General features: G+C 70.7%; 13 protein-coding genes and 1 pseudogene. 7 read left to right on the forward strand and 7 right to left on the reverse strand.

Going from position 1 to position 18,685, the window contains the following annotated elements; translation table 11 throughout:
* The coding region (locus FLL47_RS02035; RefSeq protein WP_281286631.1) for a UDP binding domain-containing protein at nucleotides 1-356 on the forward strand (356 nt) is incomplete at its 5' end.
* Between the two features lie 218 nt (nucleotides 357-574).
* Entirely contained in the window at nucleotides 575-2,191 is a 1,617-nt protein-coding gene (locus FLL47_RS02040; protein ID WP_144118996.1) for a glycosyltransferase family 4 protein, read from the forward strand.
* Nucleotides 2,192-2,203: 12 nt separating this feature from the next.
* On the opposite strand, the gene FLL47_RS02045 is transcribed toward FLL47_RS02040, so the two are convergent.
* Entirely contained in the window at nucleotides 2,204-3,931 is a 1,728-nt protein-coding gene (locus tag FLL47_RS02045; protein ID WP_222105938.1) for a N,N-dimethylformamidase beta subunit family domain-containing protein, read from the reverse strand.
* A gap of 92 nt (nucleotides 3,932-4,023) precedes the next feature.
* On the opposite strand from FLL47_RS02045, the pseudogene FLL47_RS45095 reads away from it, so the two are divergent.
* From FLL47_RS45095 to FLL47_RS43520, 4 genes and pseudogenes are all read left to right on the forward strand, one after another.
* Nucleotides 4,024-6,009, forward strand: a pseudogene (locus FLL47_RS45095) (glycosyltransferase); the annotation flags it as partial.
* A gap of 162 nt (nucleotides 6,010-6,171) precedes the next feature.
* The gene (locus FLL47_RS45100) at nucleotides 6,172-7,083 is read left to right on the forward strand and encodes a hypothetical protein (protein ID WP_425457650.1); all 912 of its coding nucleotides are present in this window, start codon (nucleotides 6,172-6,174) and stop codon (nucleotides 7,081-7,083) included.
* Between the two features lie 174 nt (nucleotides 7,084-7,257).
* A complete protein-coding gene (locus tag FLL47_RS02055; RefSeq protein ID WP_144118690.1) occupies nucleotides 7,258-7,989 on the forward strand; it encodes a hypothetical protein in 732 nt (243 codons plus the stop codon).
* A 51-nt stretch (nucleotides 7,990-8,040) separates the two neighbouring features.
* Nucleotides 8,041-11,097, forward strand: coding sequence for a N,N-dimethylformamidase beta subunit family domain-containing protein (locus FLL47_RS43520; protein WP_222105939.1), 3,057 nt, complete (start codon nucleotides 8,041-8,043; stop codon nucleotides 11,095-11,097).
* 69 nt (nucleotides 11,098-11,166) lie between these two features.
* Here FLL47_RS43520 and FLL47_RS02070 read toward each other — a convergent pair whose 3' ends face one another.
* From FLL47_RS02070 to FLL47_RS02085, 4 genes are all read right to left on the reverse strand, one after another.
* Nucleotides 11,167-12,756, reverse strand: a complete 1,590-nt coding sequence (locus FLL47_RS02070) for a glycoside hydrolase family 43 protein (protein ID WP_144118691.1) — start codon at nucleotides 12,754-12,756, stop codon at nucleotides 11,167-11,169.
* Nucleotides 12,753-13,628 carry a carbohydrate ABC transporter permease gene (locus FLL47_RS02075; protein ID WP_144118692.1) on the reverse strand — a complete coding sequence of 292 codons (876 nt, stop codon included), beginning with the start codon at nucleotides 13,626-13,628 and terminating at the stop codon, nucleotides 12,753-12,755. Before FLL47_RS02075 ends, FLL47_RS02070 begins: the two co-directional genes overlap by 4 nt.
* A 10-nt stretch (nucleotides 13,629-13,638) precedes the next feature.
* Complete coding sequence (locus FLL47_RS02080) at nucleotides 13,639-14,538, reverse strand: carbohydrate ABC transporter permease (RefSeq protein ID WP_144118693.1); 900 nt, start codon at nucleotides 14,536-14,538, stop codon at nucleotides 13,639-13,641.
* A gap of 68 nt (nucleotides 14,539-14,606) precedes the next feature.
* The gene (locus FLL47_RS02085; RefSeq protein ID WP_144118694.1) at nucleotides 14,607-15,905 is read right to left on the reverse strand and encodes an extracellular solute-binding protein; all 1,299 of its coding nucleotides are present in this window, start codon (nucleotides 15,903-15,905) and stop codon (nucleotides 14,607-14,609) included.
* A 191-nt stretch (nucleotides 15,906-16,096) separates the two neighbouring features.
* Between FLL47_RS02085 and FLL47_RS02090 the strand changes: the two genes are divergently transcribed.
* Nucleotides 16,097-17,146, forward strand: a complete 1,050-nt coding sequence (locus FLL47_RS02090; protein ID WP_144118695.1) for a LacI family DNA-binding transcriptional regulator — start codon at nucleotides 16,097-16,099, stop codon at nucleotides 17,144-17,146.
* Nucleotides 17,147-17,191: 45 nt separating this feature from the next.
* On the opposite strand, the gene FLL47_RS44625 is transcribed toward FLL47_RS02090, so the two are convergent.
* Entirely contained in the window at nucleotides 17,192-17,317 is a 126-nt protein-coding gene (locus FLL47_RS44625) for a hypothetical protein (protein ID WP_281286632.1), read from the reverse strand.
* Between the two features lie 78 nt (nucleotides 17,318-17,395).
* Nucleotides 17,396-18,673, reverse strand: coding sequence for an NAD(P)/FAD-dependent oxidoreductase (locus FLL47_RS02095; RefSeq protein WP_144118696.1), 1,278 nt, complete (start codon nucleotides 18,671-18,673; stop codon nucleotides 17,396-17,398).
* Between the last annotated feature and the right edge of the window lie 12 nt (nucleotides 18,674-18,685).

Genomic DNA, 18,685 nt, shown 5'->3' on the forward strand with positions numbered 1-18,685 from the left:
CCGACGCCTACGGCGACCTGACCGGCGCGAACGTGCTCGTGCTCGGCGCGTCCTACCGCGGCGGGGTCAAGGAGACCGCGTTCTCCGGCGTCTTCCCGGCCGTCGAGGCGCTGCGCGCCCGCGGCGCGAACGCGTTCGTCAGCGACCCGATGTACACCAGCGAGGAACTGGCCGCGCACGGCCTGCCGCCGCACCAGGGCGAGGCCGTCACCGCCGCGATCATCCAGGCCGACCACGCCGAGTACCGCAACCTCGGCCCGGCCGAGCTGCCCGGCGTCCGGGTCCTCGTCGACGGCCGCCGCGTCACCGACCCGGCCCGCTGGGCCGACACCGACCGCATCGTCATCGGCGGCTGATCGGCGCGGGTTCCACAGCCGCCGCGCCCGCGGGTGCGGCGGCCGTCCTGCGCCGGAACACTGACGGCTTTCCGATGGCACGGCCTCAGGGCGTAATCGGCGGGCTACCTTGTCGTAAACTCCGACCGGTCCATCACGGGGTGGGCACAACGGGAGAAGATCGCATGGATTTCGCCGTGCCTGAACCGACGACCCCGCCTGCCCGGGGACGCGTCGTCATGCTGGTGGACAACAGCGTCACCGGGGATTCCCGCGTGCAGAAGGCAGCGGCCTCCGCCGCCGAAGCCGGCTGGGACGTCGTCCTGCTCGGGCGCTCTGCTGACGACAAGCCGCAGACCTGGCAGGTCGGCGGGGCGGAGGTCCGCCTCGTCCCGATGCCGAACCCGCCCACGAAACGCCGGTTCGAGCATCGGCGCAGCTGGCTGCGGGCACCCCTGGGTTACCCGCCGACCGGCATCGCCGAGCACCGCGTCCGGCAGGTCAAGGCCTGGCGGGCGGACCTCGCCGCACGCCGGGCCGAACTCGCCGTGAACCACTTCGACCAGGGCGGGCTGCGCCGGGCCTGGCGGCGCACCGTGCTGGCCGTCAGCGAGACGGCCGCCGGACTGACCAAGCTCTGGGTCGGTATGCGCTGCCGCCAGCTGGCCTTCGGACGCCGTGGTCGGCGCCGGCTGAGCGGGCCCTGGGACCGCGCCTACACGGCGTTCTGGCGGCTGGTGCTCGGCCACCGCGCCTGGCGCCGCCTGGAGCCGCGGCTGTGGGACTTCGAGCTCGCCTTCGCGGGGGTCGTCGACGAGCTGCGGCCGGATCTGATCCACGCCAACGACTTCTACATGCTGGGCGTAGGCGCGCGGGCCATGCTCCGCGCGCGGGCGGCCGGACGGCGCGTCAAGCTGGTCTGGGACGCCCACGAGCTGGTGTCGGGTCTCAAGCCGCGGGTCGACAACCTCCGCTGGCTGCCCGCGCACATCGCACACGAGCGCGAGTACGCCCGCTACGCCGACGCCGCGATCACCGTCTCGGACCAGCTGGCCGAGATCCTCCAGCGCGTACACCGGTTGCCCGTCAAGCCCACGGTCGTCCTCAACGCACCGGTCGGGCGGCGCGACGACGACGTCCGCGCTCCCGACCTCCGCGCCCTGTGCGGCGTCGACGCGGACACGCCGGTCCTGGTCTACAGCGGCGCAGCGGCGGCCCAGCGGGGCGTCGGCATCATGGTCGAGGCCCTGCCGCAACTGGCCGGCGCGCACGTCGCGCTGGTGGTCGCCCAGCCGCAGTCGGCATATCTGCGGAGTCTGGCGGCCCGCGCCGCCGAGCTCGGCGCGGCAGACCGCTTCCACGTGCTGCCCTACGTGCACCACCACCAGGTGATCGAGTTCCTGTCCGGCGCGGACGTCGGCGTCATCCCGATCCACCACTGGCCCAACCACGAGATCGCGCTCATCACCAAGTTCATGGAGTACTCGCACGCCCGCCTGCCGATCGTCGTCAGCGACGTGAAGGCGATGGCGGAGACGACGCGAGCGACCGGTCAGGGCGAGGTCTTCCGGGCCCAGGACATCACGGACTACGTACGCGCGGTCAAGGCGGTCCTCGCCGATCCGCAGCGCTACCGCGCCGCGTACGACGCCCCGGGCCTGCTCGAGAACTGGACCTGGGAGGCCCAGGCCCGCACGCTCGACGCGGTGTACAGCCACCTGGTGGAGAACCCGCTGCCCGGTCAGCGACCGCCCACGGCCTGGGAGCAGGTCGATCGCGAGGTCGAGAAGACACCGTCGGAGCAGCAGCGGACGGCCATCCCGCCCGATCACGAGATGTCGTCCGCCCTGTCCTGAGCGGAGTGCCGCCTACGCGCGGTGGACCATCCGGTCGAAGAGATTGGCGGTCGCCCGCTGCACCCTGCCGTCGGTCCAGCCGTTGTGGCTCAGCCCGTAGTTCCAGGTGAGCGAGGACGCGGCGAAGACGATCGCGCCGTTGGCCGCCTCGCAGACACTGGTGTTCTGGATCATCGGGGTGCCGTCGGCCAGCGCGTACGGCGAGGACGACAGCAGCGTCTGGCTGACGCCGGAGGGGCGGTCGGCGTCCGGGAAGAGGCCGTCCGCCTCGCCGCCGATCATCCTGTCGATCGTGTCGCCGTCCTTCACCCCGGTGCCCGCCCAGAACCAGTGGCCGGCGTTCTGCACCACCAGCGGCACCGGCTTCGGCAGGATGCCGTTGTACTGCACCCCGAGCAGCCGCTGCTCGGGTTCTGCGGGACCGGGGCTGCCCGCGCGCCACTGCTTCGTTGCACCCGATATGCCCGGTTCTGGGTCGTCCCAGCCCTTGTAGCAGACCACCACTCGGTCCGCACCCAGGGATGACGGCTCGTAGCGGATGTTCCAGTAGACGTTGTTGGCCGACATGAACGCGAGGCTGGTGCCGCCGGCGAACGCCGCCGCCGCGCGGTCGCGCATCTCCCGGCTCCAGTACTCGTCGTGGCCGCTGAAGGTCAGCACGCGGTACGCCGAGGCGTCGATCCGCCCGGCATGGAGGTCGCCGGTCGTGGCGTAGGTGAGGTCGTACCCGCAGGATTCGGCCCAGCGCAGGAAGTCGTGGTCCAGGTCGAAGTTCGTCGGCCGGCCGTCGAGGGCGAACGGCCGGTCCGCGCAGACCTTGGCCGCGCGCAACGCCGGGATCCGCTTGAAGTCCTTGACCGTGGGCTCGGCGGGCAGCACGGCCGCGGGGTCGTAACCGTTGTAGAGGCTCTTGCCGCGCCGCCCGTCCACCGGCCACTGGTTGTAGGCGTGGTAGGTGGAGAAGGGAAGCACGACGCAGACATCAGCCTTTCGGCTGTCATCGCGTACCACAAAGGGTGCGAAGTTCCGCCATCCGGACTCGGTCGTAAAGACGGCCAGATAGTAGCCGGACGTCCAATCTTCGGGCACCGAAAGAGACCACGACGGCACCCAATCGCATGAGACCATCCCGGTCTGTACGTCCGTCGTGGGGGCAGCCTGGGCCATCCCGCGCAGTTGCGGGCCGCGCAGCATGAGCCGCGATCCCGCCTTGCCGTAGTGCCCCATCCGATAGATCTCCACAAGGTAGGTCTCCGCCGCCGCGACCGAGACGTGGAAATCGATGGAGTCCCCGCGGTTCACGCTCTCCGCAGAGGCGTAGGCCTTTACCTGCATCCGCACATCGTCCGCGGCTTTGGTCCCGTTCTTCCCCACCCGCCAGTCGCCACTGCCCTGCTGCTGGTTCTCCCTGGTGACAGGGTTGTCCGGCACATTCCGATTCGTGTCCTGCCAGGGAAGGCCGTCCTTTTCGGCCAGCGTTACGGCGGCGGCGACGACGGCCGATCCGGCGATGGCACCGATTGCCGCGCGCCGCGAGAACAAAGGCATCTGCTGCTCCTCCCGGCGAACCGGCGACTGATGACGTGAGGGGACGTCGGTGACTGGCGATGGGAAAGCATAGTGCTCGCAGCGATTTCCAGGATGGCCGCTCGTGTAACGGGCGGTCCGAGTCCGCGTAATCGGCCATTTCGGCAGGTAGGCGACGCGGTCGTGATGCCGTACACTCTCCGCGGTCCACATGGTGGATTATTGCCACGGGGAGGAAATACCACATGGATGCCGCTGTGCCCATCGATCCAGGCGCGCCGCGCGCCACTCGAGGTCGCGTGGTGATGCTGGTCGACAACGGCGTCAACGGCGACTCACGGGTACAAAAGGCGGCGGCATCGGCCGCTGAGGCCGGCTGGGACGTCATCCTGCTGGGCCGCACCAACGAGGACAAGCCGAAGACCTGGATGATCGGCCAGGCACAGGTTCGCCTGATCCCGATGCCGCCGGTCCTGACGAAGCGGCCCTTCGAGTTCCGCCGTAGCTGGTTGCGCGGCCCGCTGAGCTACCCGCCCACCGGGATCGCCAGCTACCGGGCGCACCGGATGAAGGCGTGGCAGGCGGATCTCGCGGCCCGGCGGGCCGAACTGGCCGTCAACGCCCAGGGACGCACGTCCGTACGGCGACAGGCCCTGCGCGTCGAGTCCTTGGCCGCCACCGCGGTCAGCCGGTGGGTCGGGCTGCGCACCCGGCACCTCAACGAGGGCCTGCGGTCGCGCAAGCGCCTCAAGGGCCCCTGGGACCGCGCATACACGCTGTTCTGGCACACCATCCAGGGCGACCGGTCGTGGCGCCGTCTCGAGCCGCGGCTGTGGGACTTCGAGCTCGCCTTCGGAAGCGTCATCGACCAGCTCAAGCCCGACCTGATCCACGCCAACGACTTCTACATGCTCGGTGTCGGCGCCCGTGCCACGATGCGCGCCCGAGCCGCCAACCGCAAGGTCAAGCTGGTCTGGGACGCCCACGAACTCGTCTCCGGGCTGAAGGCGCGCGCGGACAACCACCGCTGGCTGCCGGCGCACGTGGCCCACGAGCGTGAGTACGCCCGCTACGCCGACGCCGCGATGACCGTCTCCGACGAGCTGGCCGACACCCTGCAGCGGGTCCACCGCCTGCCGGAGCGGCCGGCCGTGGTCCTCAACGCCCCGATGATCGCCGAGAGCGACGCGAGCAAGCCGGCGAAGGACCTGCGCACGCTGTGCGGAGTCGGTCCGGACACGCCCCTGCTGGTCTACAGCGGAGCGGCGGCGCCCCAGCGCGGCTGCGGCCTCATGGTCGAGGCGCTGACCCAGCTGGAGGACGTGCACGTGGCCCTGGTGGTCGCGCAGCCGCCGTCCCGTTACGTGCAGGGCCTGGTCACCCGCGCCGTGGAGCTCGGCGTCAGCAACCGGCTCCACCTCGTCCCGTACGTGCCGCACCAGCAGGTCATCTCGTTCCTCTCCGGGGCCACGGCGGGCGTGATCCCGATCCACCACTGGCCCAACCACGAGATCGCGCTGATCACCAAGTTCTTCGAGTACGCCCACGCCCGGCTGCCCATGATCGTCAGCGACGTGCGGACCATGGCCAAGACCACCCGGGAGATCCGCCAGGGCGAGGTGTTCCGGGCGGAGGACCTCACCGACTACGTGCGGGCCGTGCGGGCCGTGCTGGCGGACCCCGCGCGTTACCGCGCCGCCTACGACACACCGGACCTGCTGAGCAACTGGACCTGGGAAGCCCAGGCCGAGATCATGGACGAGATCTACAGCCGCCTCGTCCCGAACCGCCGGCGGATCCGGTCCACCGCGCCGGACGTGAGCATCGTGGTCCCGGTGCGCAATGCGATGCCGTACCTGCCGAAGTGCCTCTACTCCCTGGTCGGGCAGTCCATCGGCCTCGACTCGATCGAGATCGTGGCGATCGACGACGTGTCGTCGGACGAGAGCCGCATCCGCCTGGACCGCTTCTCCCGCGCCTACCGCGGCGCCTTCAAGCTGATCAACCGCGACTCCCCGGCCGGCGGCGACGCGCACCTGGTCAATGCCGGGCTGGACGCCGCGACCGGACGGTACGTCCTGTTCCTGCAGCCCGACGACTACCTGGACGCCAAGGCGCTCGAGCTCATGGTCGCCGCCGCGGACGAGCACGGCTCGGACGTCGTCGTCCCGCGCGCCGTGGACCTGCGCGGGGAGCCGATCTCCAGCGCCGTGTTCACCGAGACCGAGAACTCGGCCGACCTGTATGGGTCGACGCTGCCGTTCCTGCTGTCCGGGACCGCGCTCTACCGCCGCGACGCCCTGACCCGGCGGTCGCTGCGACACCGCGAGGACTTCGGACCGCACAGCGAGCTGCACTTCGCCCTGCAGGCCTGGGCGCACGCCGAGCGCATCACCGCGCTGGGCGACCACAACCACCACTTCGCCGTTCGTCGGCTCAACGGGGCCAACCAGGTGCCGGTCGACCTCACGAGCCGGCTGCGCGCCATCGAGGCGATCTTCGATGAGACGGCATGGCTGCTCGAGTCCGGCGCCAAGCGCGATGCCATCACCCACCGCCTGTTCGCGGTCGAGGTGGCGGACCTGGTCGGCGAGGGGTTCATCGCGCAGGACCAGCAGTCGCGAGAGCTCGTCGGTGCGTGTGTCCGGCGTGTCGCGGGCGCCTTCCTGACCGACGCGGTCAACCGGCGCCTCGACGTGACCACCCGGGTGCGCATCGCGCTCGCGGCGGGCGGCCACTACGACGCGCTGGCCGAGGCCATCCTCCAGGAGGCGACGCCCCAGACGGTCGCGGTCATGGCCAAGGACGGCCGGCTCTTCGCGCAGTACCGCGGCTTCCGCGACACGGACTTCGGCCTGCCGGACGATCTGTTCGAGATCCTCAGCGGCCAGGCCGAGTGGATCGCGTCCCGCCTGCGGGTCGCCGAGGTGGCCTGGCAGTCCGGCAGGGAAGGCCGGACGCTCGTGGTCACCTCGCACAGCGCCGCCGAGCCGGCCGGGCTCGGCCAGTCCGTGCCGCGCATGACCATCGGCCAGGTGGCCGGGCGGGTCACCCTGCAGAGCCTGCCCGGCAACGAGGGCACGCTGCTGCGGGCGACGTTCGACCTGGGCGGCCTGCTGGACCGGACCCCGGACGGCGGCGCACGCCGCGAGGTCCGGGTCCAGCTCGACCTGGACGGCACCAGTTGCGACGTGCCGCTGCTGGCCACACCGATCGACATGCCGAGCCAGTTCCTGCGGCACGGTGCCCGGCCGTACCGGTTGCGCCCGTTCCGCGACAGCCGGGACCGGCTCGTGATCGAGGTCGCGCCGGTGACGCTGCGCAAGGTCGCGCGCCGGGTCAAGCGGGACCTGATCGGCCGGTAGTCAGCCCGTGGTGGCTGCCGAGGACGACGTCCGGCAGCCACCGCGCCTGCCGGACGCACCGCCTGACCACGGCTGCGCCACAGGCCAATCCGCGACGGCCGATTCCGTCCGGCACGCGGGTCGATCCGCAGGTCGGCCCGCACCTTCTCCGCCCGCTCAACGACAGGTTCAGCAATGACTCGTATCGACCCCCAAGACCTGCCCGCGCTCACGATCAACCTCGAGTACGGCGACAGTGCCGCGGCGACCTGCCTCCAGCTGCCGCTCGAGTACCACACGCAGTTCACCGCGCCGCACAAGAACTACCCGGGGTACGGCTTCCTCGAGGTCAACGCGAGCGTGCTCGCTCTTCCCGATGACATCGAGAAGGAGTGGTGGGGCACGCCTGACTCGTACTGGATGCGGCAGAAGGTCCGCCGCGCGCTCAAGCTGGGTTACGAGTTCGCGCTGTTCGAGCACGACGACCACCTCGACGACATCCACGAGATCAACCTCTCCCTGGACGAGCGCCAGGGCCGGCCGATGAGCGAGAGCTACCGCACTCGGCCGTCGGAGTTCGGCCCGCAGGACGACCAGTCCTGCCCTCGGCACCGGTCGGACCACTTCGGCGTCCTCAAGGACGGCAAGCTCCTGGCGTACACGCTCGCCCCCGCCTGTGGCGAGATGATGCTGTTCTCGCGCATCCTGGGCCACGGCGCGCACATGGAGGACGGCATCATGAACCTCCTGGTGTACGAGGCCGCAAAGCACCGCCGCGAGCACTCCGGGACCCGCTACGCGGTCTATTACGTGCACGACAGCGGCACCCCTGGCCTGCAGTTCTTCAAGCGGAAGATGGGCTTCGTCGGCCACCGCGTGGAGTGGCAGCTCCACCGTCCGTTCGAGCTCTCGGATCCCGAGTACTGATCCGGCCACCCGTCACCGACCAATCCACGACCCAGCCGGGGAGAAGCAAGCATGTTGCGCAGAAGGGTCCGCAAGGCGCGGACGGTGATGCACCGGAAGGTAGAGGACGTACGCGTTTCGCTACGTGCTCCCCTGCAGCGGATTGCCAGCGTGGCCGCATTCGGCCCCGCTCGGAGCAACCGGACCGTCACCGAGAACCTGCACGAGGGGACGAAGGACTGGCGCCGGACCAAGGGCGTCCGGGCCGCCAACGACGTCGACCAGCAGATCAACGCGTACGCCTCGGCGACCAGCGTCAACGTCGGCGATTCGATCACCTTCCATGCCACGGTCGCTGACGCGCGGCCCTACCGTGTCGCCATCCACCGCCTCGGCCACTACGACGGCGCGGGTGCCCGCCGGCTGGTCGAGAGCCCCGAGCTCACCGGCACCGTCCAGAACGCGCCGAGCATCGACGCCGACACCGGGATGGTCAGCTGCGACTGGACGGCCGGCTGGACCCTCGACGTGCCTGACGACTGGACGTCGGGGCTCTACCTGGCGGTGTTCACCTCCGCCTCCGGCTGGCGCTGCTTCACCCCGTTCGTGGTGCGCGACGACGAGCGCCGCGCGCGGCTGTGCGTCATCCTGCCGTTCTCGACCTACCAGGCCGACAACATGTGGCCGCGCAAGGACGAACTCGGCCGAAGCCTGGACTACGGCTACGACGTGTACGAGGGCACCAAGGTCCGGCGGCTGTTCACGCACCGGGCCATGCGCGTCTCGTTCGACCGGCCCTACGACGGCGACGGCCTCCCCGCTCAGCTCGCCCTCGACCACAGCTTCATCCGGTGGGCAGAGCGTGAGGGCTATGACCTCACCTATGCCACCAGCGTCGACCTGCACACCGGGCGCATCGACCCGACGAAGTACGCCGGCCTGGTCTTCCCCGGCCACGACGAGTACTGGTCCGGCGCCATGCGCGACGCCGCCGAGGCGGCCGTCACCGCCGGCACCAGCCTCGCCTTCCTCACCGCCAACAACGTGCACTGGCACGTCCGGCTCGAACCCGCGCCGGACGGACGGCCGAACCGCGTCGTCACCTGTTACAAGACCCCGGCCGATCCCGCACCTGAGGCGCCCGGCGCCACCACGGCCTGGCGTATCAAGAGCCCGGGGCCGTACCGCACCGAGCAGGCGCTGCTGGGTGTCCAGCACCTGCGGTCGACCAAGGAGGTCGCGCCGCTGGTGATCCGATCCGCGGACCACTGGTTCTGGGACGGCACCGGACTGTCCAACGGCGACAAGATCGACAATCTGGTCACCGGTGAAGCCGACGGCCACGTCACGGCGGTGGCCAAGCCGGCGTTCGCCCACCACGCGATCCTCGCCGCGTCGCCGTTCACGGACCGCGGCAACAACTACACGCAGAACACGTCCCTCGGCGAGTTCCGCGACGGCACGATCGTCTTCGCCGCCGGAGTGCTGAACTGGCCGCTGGCCCTCGGTGACGACGGCACCGCCGATCCCCGCATCCAGCGGGCGACCCGCAACCTGCTGGACCGGATCCTGCGGCGGCGGCTGATGTTCCACCAGCGCTCGGAGCAGCACCGGCAGAGCACTCGACGGCTCGCCGTGGCCGCCGCTTCTCCGGCCGCGCGGGCACGAGCCGGGGCCTCCACCGCGCCCGCTCAGGCGCGGCCCAACCCGAGCAACCCGACGGACGCGGAGAACCGGCTCGCGGGCGCGCCGAACTGGCGCAAGGCGCAGGGCGTCCGGGCCGCCAACGACATCGCCCAGCAGATCAATGCGTACGCTTCGGCGACCAGCGTCAACGTCGGCGAGTCGATCAGTTTCCACGCCACCGTCGCCGGCGCGCAGCCCTACCGCATCGCCATCCACCGCCTCGGCCACTACGACGGCGCCGGCGCCCGGCTGATGACGGAGAGCCCGGAGCTCACCGGCTCCGTCCAGCCTCCACCCAGCATCGATCCGGACAACGGAATGATCACGTGTGACTGGACCCCCGGCTGGACCCTCGAGGTCCCGCAGGACTGGGTCTCCGGCACGTACATGGCGGTGTTCACCTCCGCCGCGGGCTGGCGCTGCTTCACCCCGTTCGTGGTGCGCCAGGACGAGCGCCGCGCGCAGTTGTGCGTGGTCATGTCCTTCACCACCTACCAGGCCTACAACTTCTGGCCGCTCGACGGTATCCGCGGCAAGAACCTGTACTACGGGTTCGAGCCCGGACAGCCCGGACGCCAGGACCACACGCGGCGGGCGCACCAGGTCTCGTTCGACCGGCCGTACCACCGCGACGGCATCCCGAGCCGGTTCGACTTCGACCTCGACTTCATCCAGTGGGCCGAGCGCGAGGGCTACGACCTCGTCTACGCCAGCAGCATCGACCTGCACCTCGGCCGCATCGACCCGACGAAGTACGCCGGCCTGGTCTTCCCCGGCCACGACGAGTACTGGTCCGGCGCCATGCGCGACGCCGCCGAGGCGGCCGTCACCGCCGGCACCAGCCTCGCCTTCCTCACCGCCAACAACGTCTACTGGCACGTCCGCATCGGCGCGGCCTCCGACGGCCGGCCGGACCGTGTCGTCACCTGCTACAAGGGCGAGGTCGGCCTGGACCCGAACCCGGACGAGCGCGGCGCGACGGTGCAGTTCCGCGTCGCGCGGCCCGGTCCGGGCGACGCCGAGCAGCGGCTGCTCGGCGTCCAGTACAACGGCATCATCCCGGCCCCCGTGCCGCTGGTGGTGGCGCAGGCGGACCACTGGTTCTGGGCCGGCACCGGCGTCGCCGACGGCGACGAGATCGAGGGCATGGTCGGCGGCGAGGCCGACGGCGTCGACAGCCGCCACCCGACCCCCGAGGGCGTGTCCCAGACGATCCTGTCCCGCTCGCCCTACCAGCTGCGGAATGGGACCGACCTGATCCAGAACACGAGCGTCTACGAAACGCCCAACGGAGCGATCGTCTTCGCCGCCGGGTCGCTGGACTGGCCCGCGGGCCTGAACCGGCCCGAGCGGGTCGACCAGCGCATCCAGCGGGCGACCGCCAACGTGCTGAACGCGATCGTACGAGCAAAGAAGCCGAAGCGCCTGAGCCTGTGGCGCTGACGTGCCGATGACGTGACAGGGCGGGCCGGTCGTCCGGCCCGCCCTGTCACGGTTTTACCGGTGGCGCACTCACACGGTGTAGGTGGCGTGGGCGAAGTCGGCGGGCATGGCGTTGCCGGCGAGATCGTGGGACCAGAGGCCGAGGAACGCGCCGGTGAAGCCCCAGATCTGGAAGACGCCGTCGGGGCTCGCCTCGATGGCGTGCTCGTCGGACAGGATGCGGGCGTCCAGCGCGGAGCCCAGGCCGTGCCACGTGTCGCCGTCAGGTGACCAGCTGAAGCGAAGATCGGGCAGGTCCAGGTCGGCGCGTAGGTGGACGGGACCGGTCGGCGGGACCGGGACCGGGACGTGCGGCGGGCGGTGCAGGCGGCCGCGGTCGCAGGACAGCAGCTCCAGGCAGCGGCCGAGGCCCTCCCGCCAGGTCAGGTACGCGTAGTGCCAGTTGCGGGTGTTGTAGTAGGCGGTGATCCCGGCGAGCTGCTGCGGGCTGCGCGGATCGGCCTCGACCGAGGTGGTGAAGGCGCACCTCGCCGCGGTGACCCTGCGCGCCACCAGGCTGGTGTCGAACTTCGACGACGGCGACCGCCCGCCGTGCAACCGCAGGTGGCCGGGCCTGGCGTGCAGCGACGCCCAGTCGGCGTGGAACGGCCGCCGCAGCGTGCTCCACTGCGGGCCGAGCACGGCCGCGTCGAAGTCGTCGGTCTCCGGTTCGGCGGGCCACGGGTGCGCTGTCAGGTCCGGGGCCGGGACGGTCAGGGCAGGCCGTGCTCCCTCGATGCGCGGCCAGCCGTCGGCGGTCCAGGTCACCGGGGCCAGCGCGGTCTCCCGCCCCAGTACGCACTCGTCGCGCTCGGTGAGCGGCCGCCCGACCAGGTAGGCCAGGTACCACTGCCCGGCGGGGGTCTGCACCAGGCTGCCGTGCCCGGCCTTCTGCAGCGCCAGCCGCGGCTCGCCCGCCGCGCTCAGCATGGGCGTGACCGGATCGACCTGGTACGGCCCCAGCAGCGACCGCGAACGCGCCACCGTCACCTGATGCTCCCAGCCGGTGCCGCCCTCTGCGGTGAGCAGGTAGTACCAGCCGTCGCGCCGGTACACGTGCGGACCCTCGGTGTACCGCGCGGGCGTGCCGGTGAAGATCGTGACCGGCTCGCCGAGCAGCTTGCCGGTGCCCCGGTCGAACTCCTGCGCGATGATGCCCGCCGACCAGTGATGCCCCGGCCGCCAGTCGAGGTCGTTGCTGAGCAGCCAGCTGCGACCGTCGTCGTCGTGGAACAGCGACGGGTCGAAGCCGCGGGCGTGCAGCGGCACCGGATCCGACCACGGTCCCTCGATCGACGTCGCGGTGACGACGTGGTTGGGCACGTCCCAGAACCCGCCCGCGTACCCGGCGACGTTCGTGAACACCAGGTAGAACACGCCATCGGCATAGGACAGGCAGGGCGCCCACACGCCGCCGGAGTCGGGCGTGCCGGTCAGGTCCAGCAGCCGCGGCTCGGTGAGCGCTCCGCCCAGGGCGCGCCAGTGCGCCAGGTCGCGCGAGTGGTGCAGGCGCACCCCCGGCATCCACTCGAACGTCGACGTGGCCAGGTAGTAGTCCTCGCCCACGCGCAGGATCGACGGGTCGGGGTGGAAGCCGGGCAGGATCGGGTTGCGGATCATCCCTTCACCGCGCCGGCCATGATGCCGCCGACGATCTGCCGGGCCAGCAGCAGGAACACGGCCAGCACCGGCAGCACGCCGAGCAGCGCGCCGGTCAGCATCAGCGCGTAGTCGGTGTAGTAGCCGCTGGCCAGCACGGACAGCGCGACCTGCACGGTGGGGTTCTCCGGGTTGAGCACGATCAGCGGCCAGAAGAAGTCGTTCCACGCGCCCATGAAGGTGAACAGGCCCAGCACCGCGGCGGCGGGCCGGATCCCGGGCAGCGCCACGTGCCAGAAGATGCGCACCAGCGAGCAGCCGTCCATCATCGCGGCCTCGACCAGCTCGTTGGGCACGGTCTCGTCGACGGCCTGGCGCATCCAGAACACCCCGAACGCGGACACCAGCGCGGGCACGATCAGCGCCTGCAGGTGCCCGGTCCAGCCGAGTTCGGTGGTGAGCAGGTAGAGCGGGATGATCCCCAGCTGGGTCGGCACCATCATGGTGGCGACGACGGTGACCAGCAGCGCGTTGCGGCCGCGGAAGCGCAGCCGGGCGAAGGCGAAACCGGCCAGGGCGGAGAAGAACACGTTGCCGACCGCGACGGTGGTGGCCACGATCGCCGAGTTCATCAGCGCTAGCGAGAACTCGGAGCTCTCGAAGACCCGGCTGATGTTCTCCATCAGGTTGCCGCCGGGCACCAGCGGCGGGGTGGCCTCGCCGATGGCGCTGTTGTCGGAGCTGGCGACGACGAAGGTCCAGTACAGCGGGAACACGGACGAGGCGAGCACGGCGGCCAGCAGCAGGTAGATCAGCGGGCGGCCGCGGCCGCCGGCGGGGCGGGCCCGGCGGCGTCGGCGTGGCACGGCGGAAACTGCGGTGGTGGTGGTCATCGAGGGCTCCTCAGCGGCTCGCGACGGCGCGGCGTACCACCGCGAAGTTGATCAGTGCGAAGACGGCGACGATCAGGAAGAGCACCCAGGCGATGGTCGCGGCCGAGCCGGCGTCGAAGAGGGTGAAGCCCTTCTCGTAGAGGTACATCGTGATCGTCTGGTACTGCCGGTCGGAGCCGCCGGTGCCGGTCGAGGCGCCTTTGGACTCGAACAGCAGCGGCTCGGCGAACAGCTGCAGGCCGCCGATGGTGGACACGACCGTGGTGAACAGGATCGTCGGGCGGATCATCGGCACGGTGACGGTCCAGAACGCCTTCCATGTGGACGCGCCGTCCAGCCGCGCCGACTCGTACAGGTCGTTCGGCACCGCCTGCATGGCGGCCAGGTAGATCAGCGCGTTGTAGCCGGTCCAGCGCCACGTCACGATGGCCGCGATGGCCAGGTGCGAGGACCACACGTTCGCGGGCCAGTCGATCGGCTCCAGGCCGACCAGACCGAGCAGCCAGTTGACGATGCCGAAGTCGCGGCCGAAGACCTGGGCGAAGACCAGCGCCACCGCCACCACGGACACGACGTTGGGCACCAGCACCCCGGCCCGCCAGAAGGTGCGCCCGCGCAGTTTCGTGTTGAGCAGCGCCGCGAGCCCGAGCGCGATGAACAGCTGCGGCACCGTCGAGATCACGAACAGGCTCAGCGTGTTGACCAGCGCGTTCCAGAAGTCGGGGTCGGCGAACAGCTCGCTGTAGTTGGCGAGGCCGGTGAAGCCGCCGTCGCCGTTGATGAGGTGCCAGTCGTGCAGCGACATCCACAGCGTCGCCAGCAGCGGGTATGCCCCGAACACGGCGAACAGCACGAAGAACGGTGCGACGAACAGGTACGGGGTGAGGTGCCGGTCGAGGCGCCCGCGCATGTCAGCTCCTGGAGGGGGAAGAAGGGGGCGGCACGGCGTCGAGAGGTAACGCCGTGCCGCCCGGGTTCTCACTTGCCGAGTGCCTTGCCGGCCTCGGACAGGGCCTGCGTCCAGGCGTCGGCCGGAGACTGCTTGCCCTGCTCCACGCGGGCCAGGGCACGACCGAAGACGGGCCGCACGTCGGCGTCACGGGTGCCGCGGTAGTTCGGCTGGAGCGTCTCGCCGGACTTGGCGTAGATCTCGCCGACCGGGGCGTTGCTGAAGTACTCGTTCTTGAAGCCGAGCACGGCCGGGTTCTTCAGTGTCTCCGGCTGCGACGGCAGTGAGCCGACGTTCTGGAAGATCTTGGCCTCGGAGTCCGGCGAGGTCAGGAACTTCGCCAGTTCGTACGCCTCCTTGGCGTTCTTGCCCTGCTTCGGCACGGTCAGGAAGGAGCCGCCCCAGTTGCCGCCGTTGCCGGGGATCTTGGCGATGTCCCACTTGCCGGCGTTCTCCGGGCCGGAGCCGTCCTTGATCAGGCCCAGCATCCAGCTCGGGCATGGCAGCGTGGCGAAGGTGCCCTGCTTGAAGCCGACGTTCCACTGCTGGCTGAACGGGTCGAGCTTGGCCGACATGCCGGGCTTGTTCGCCACGGCGGCGACCTTGTCGAACGCCGACTTCACGGCCGGGTTGCTGTCGCCCACGTAGGCGTCGGAGGTGTCGAAGTAGCCGTACGGGGTCTGGTTCATCATGGCCTGGTAGATGTTGCCGACGCCGTCGAACCACTTGGCCTTGCTGCCGGACCCGACGAACCTGTCACCGACCGCGAAGTACTCGTCCCAGCTGGTCCACAGCGCCGACACCTTGTCCCGCTCGACCGGCAGGCCGGCCGCGGAGAACAGGTCGGAGCGGTAGCACAGGGCCAGGCCGCCCATGTCGGTGCCCAGGCCCATCACGAAGTTGCCGCTGTCGGCCAGGCTCTGCTCCCACTTCCAGGGCAGCCACTGCTTGGCCAGGTCCTTCGCGCCGAAGTCGGCGAGGTTGACGAACTTGTCCTTGGACTGGCGGAACTGCGGGATGTACCCCTCCTCCACGGCCTCGATGTCGGCCGCGCCCGCGCCGGCGCCCAGGCGGGTGGCCAACTGCTTGTGGTGCTGGTCGAACTCGGTGACCCGGAGCTTGACGGTGACGTTCGGGTGCGCGGCCATATAGTCCTTGACCAGCGGCTCGTACCCGAAGTCACTGAACGTGGCCACGGTCAGGGTGATCTTCTCGCCCTCACCGCCGCTCTCGTCGCCGCCGCCGCAGCCGGTGAGCGCGAGCGCTCCGGCGACGAGACCGGCGGCCAGGCGAACGCCCCTGCGGGCGAACACGCCTCCTGCTGCCATGCGTTCCTCCTCGATGAACGGACCGGCGGGCGGCCCGGAAAGTGAGTCGTGGGGGGAGCGCCGCGCCGCCGGGGATGCCGAGGGACTCCGGCGGCGGCGCGGTGACAGCAACGTAGGAGCGGCCGAAACAAACGAGAACAAGTTTCGAAACATAGGGGTCATCCGGTGGCGGGTGTTGCGAAACTGTCCCGGTGACCGCCGCACCCGAAACCCCAGCCCGGACCACCCCGCCGCGGTGCACCCTCGGCGACATCGCCCGCGAGGCGAACGTGTCCGTGCCGACCGTGTCGAAGGTCCTCAACGGCCACAGCGACATCTCGCCGCAGACCCGCCGCCGGATCGAGACCCTGCTGACCCGGTACGGCTACCAGCGCCCCCGGGCCCCGCGCCGCAAGACCCAGCGCGGCGACCTGATCGATCTCGTCATCAACGAGCTGGACAGCGCCTGGGGCCTGGAGATCCTCACCGGCGTCGAGCAGGTCGCCGAGGCGGCCGGGCTGGGCCTGGTGGTGTCCGCGGTGCACAACCGGGCCAGCCTCACCCGACGCTGGCTGGAGGGGCTGATCTCACGCGGCTCGCAGGGCGCGATCCTCGTGCTGTCGGACCTGTCCGAGGACCAGCGCGCCGAACTGCAGCGCCGCACCCTGCCGTTCGTCGTGGTCGACGGGGTCAGCCAGCCCCCGCCGGACGTGCCCAGCGTCGGGGCCACCAACTTCTCCGGCGGGTACGCCGCCGCCGAGCACCTGATCAAGCTCGGGCACCGCCGGATCGGCGCGATCGGCGGCCCCGAGCAGCTGCTGTGCAGCCGGGCGCGGATCGCCGGCTACCGCGCCGCGCTGGAGTCGGCGGGCCTGCCCACCGACCGTGACCTGGTGCGCTACGGCAACTTCCAGCACAGCGGCGGCCTGCGCGCGGCCCAGCAGCTGCTGGCGCTGACCGACCCGCCGACCGCGATCTTCGCGGGCAGCGACCAGCAGGCCACCGGCGTGTACGAGGCCGCCCGGCTGGTCGGCCGGCAGATCCCGCACGACCTGTCCGTGGTCGGCTTCGACGACCTGCACTACGCCCAGTGGACCGCCCCGCCGCTGACCACCATCCGCCAGCCGCTGCACGAGATGGGCGCCTCCGCCGCCCGCCTGCTGCTGCGCCTGGTCAACGGCGAACACCTGGAAGCCCCCCGCATCGAGCTCCACACCGAACTGATCCTCCGCAACAGCACCACCACCCCACCCCGCCCCTGACCACTTCGGTGCGATGACGGTGGATCGCCGCGCCACGGCCGCGGGTCAGGCGCTGAAGCGGTGCAGGGTCCAGCGGGTGGGCGGGGACGTGACGGGGTCGCCGTCGGCGGTCCACTCGGTGACGGAACCGGGCGCGACCACCGTGTCGAACGCGCGCAGCAGCGTCCGCATCGGACGGTGCTACGTTCCGCCCATCGATCATGAACCTGTTCCCCCGACACGCCGCCGACCCGTGCCACAAGTTCATGATCAACGCGCTGGGGCGAGGGTTTCCGGGAGGGGGACGGAGGGGTCGGTGAGGCGGGCGGGGTCGGCGGGGGTGCCGGAGAAGCCGGCTTTGACCAGGGTGTTGAGGTCGTCCTGGACGTCCCAGACGTTGATGTTCATGGCCGCGACGACGCGGTCGTCGTCGGTGAGCCAGAAGGCGATGACCTCGGGCGCCTTGCCGTCGCGTACGGACGGGTCGCCGCGGAACACCACCCGCGCGTAGTCACCCGGACCGGCCCAGCCGCAGTACTCCATGCCCAGGTCGTACTGGTCGGTGAAGAAGTACGGCACCTGTGCGTACTCCACGTCCTGCCCGGCCATCGCCTTGCCCGCCGCCTTGCCACCGGCCCGCGCGTTGGCCCAGTGCTCGGTCCGCAGATGCTTGCCCACCAGCGGATTCAGCGTCGAGGCCACGTCCCCGCAGGCGTAGATGAACGGATCGGAGGTGCGCAGGCCCGCGTCGGTGACGACACCGTTGTCCACGGTCAGACCGGCCTGCTCGGCCAGCTCGGTGGCGGGCCGGATGCCGACGCCGACCGCCACGAGGTCGGCGGCGACCTCGGTGCCGTCGTCGAGCACGGCGCTGCGCACCGCCCCCTCCAGGCTGCCGAACTCCCGCACGCCGGTGCCGAACCGGAACTCGACCCCGTTCGCCTCGTGCAGTGTCCGGAACAGCGCGGCCAGCTCGTCGCCGAGCACCCGCCGCAGCGGGGCGCTGTCGGTCTCCACCACCGTCACCGGGCAGCCGTAACCGCGGGCCGCGGCCGCGATCTCCAGCCCGATCCAGCCCGCGCCCACGACCAGCACCTGCGGCCTCGGGTCGGCCGTCAGCGCCTGCCGCAGCGCCGCCGAGTCGGGATAGGCGCGCAGGTAGCGGATGCCGTCCACGTCCGCGCCGGGCACGTCCAGGGTGCGCACCTTCGAACCGGTGGCCAGCAGCAGCTTGTCGTAGGCGAACTGCTCCTCCCCGTCCAGCGTCACCGTGTGTGCCTCGGGGTGCACCGCCACGACGCGGCGGCCGAGCATCAGTTCGATGTCCTGCTCGGCGTACCACTCGCGGGGGTGCACGTACGCCTTCTCGCGCGGGTCCTTGCCCTGCAGGAAGCCCTTGGACAGCGGGGGGCGCTCGTAGGGCACCTCGTCCTCCTGCCCGATCAGCAGCACCCGGCCGGTGAAGCCCTCGGCCCGCAGCGCCTCGGCGGCCCTGGCCCCGGCCAGCGACGCACCGACGATGACGAATACCTGCTCGTCCGCACTCATGCCGTCCAGCCT

It is taken from the genome of Catellatospora sichuanensis (genome assembly GCF_007483665.1).
GTDB lineage: Bacteria > Actinomycetota > Actinomycetes > Mycobacteriales > Micromonosporaceae > Catellatospora > Catellatospora sichuanensis.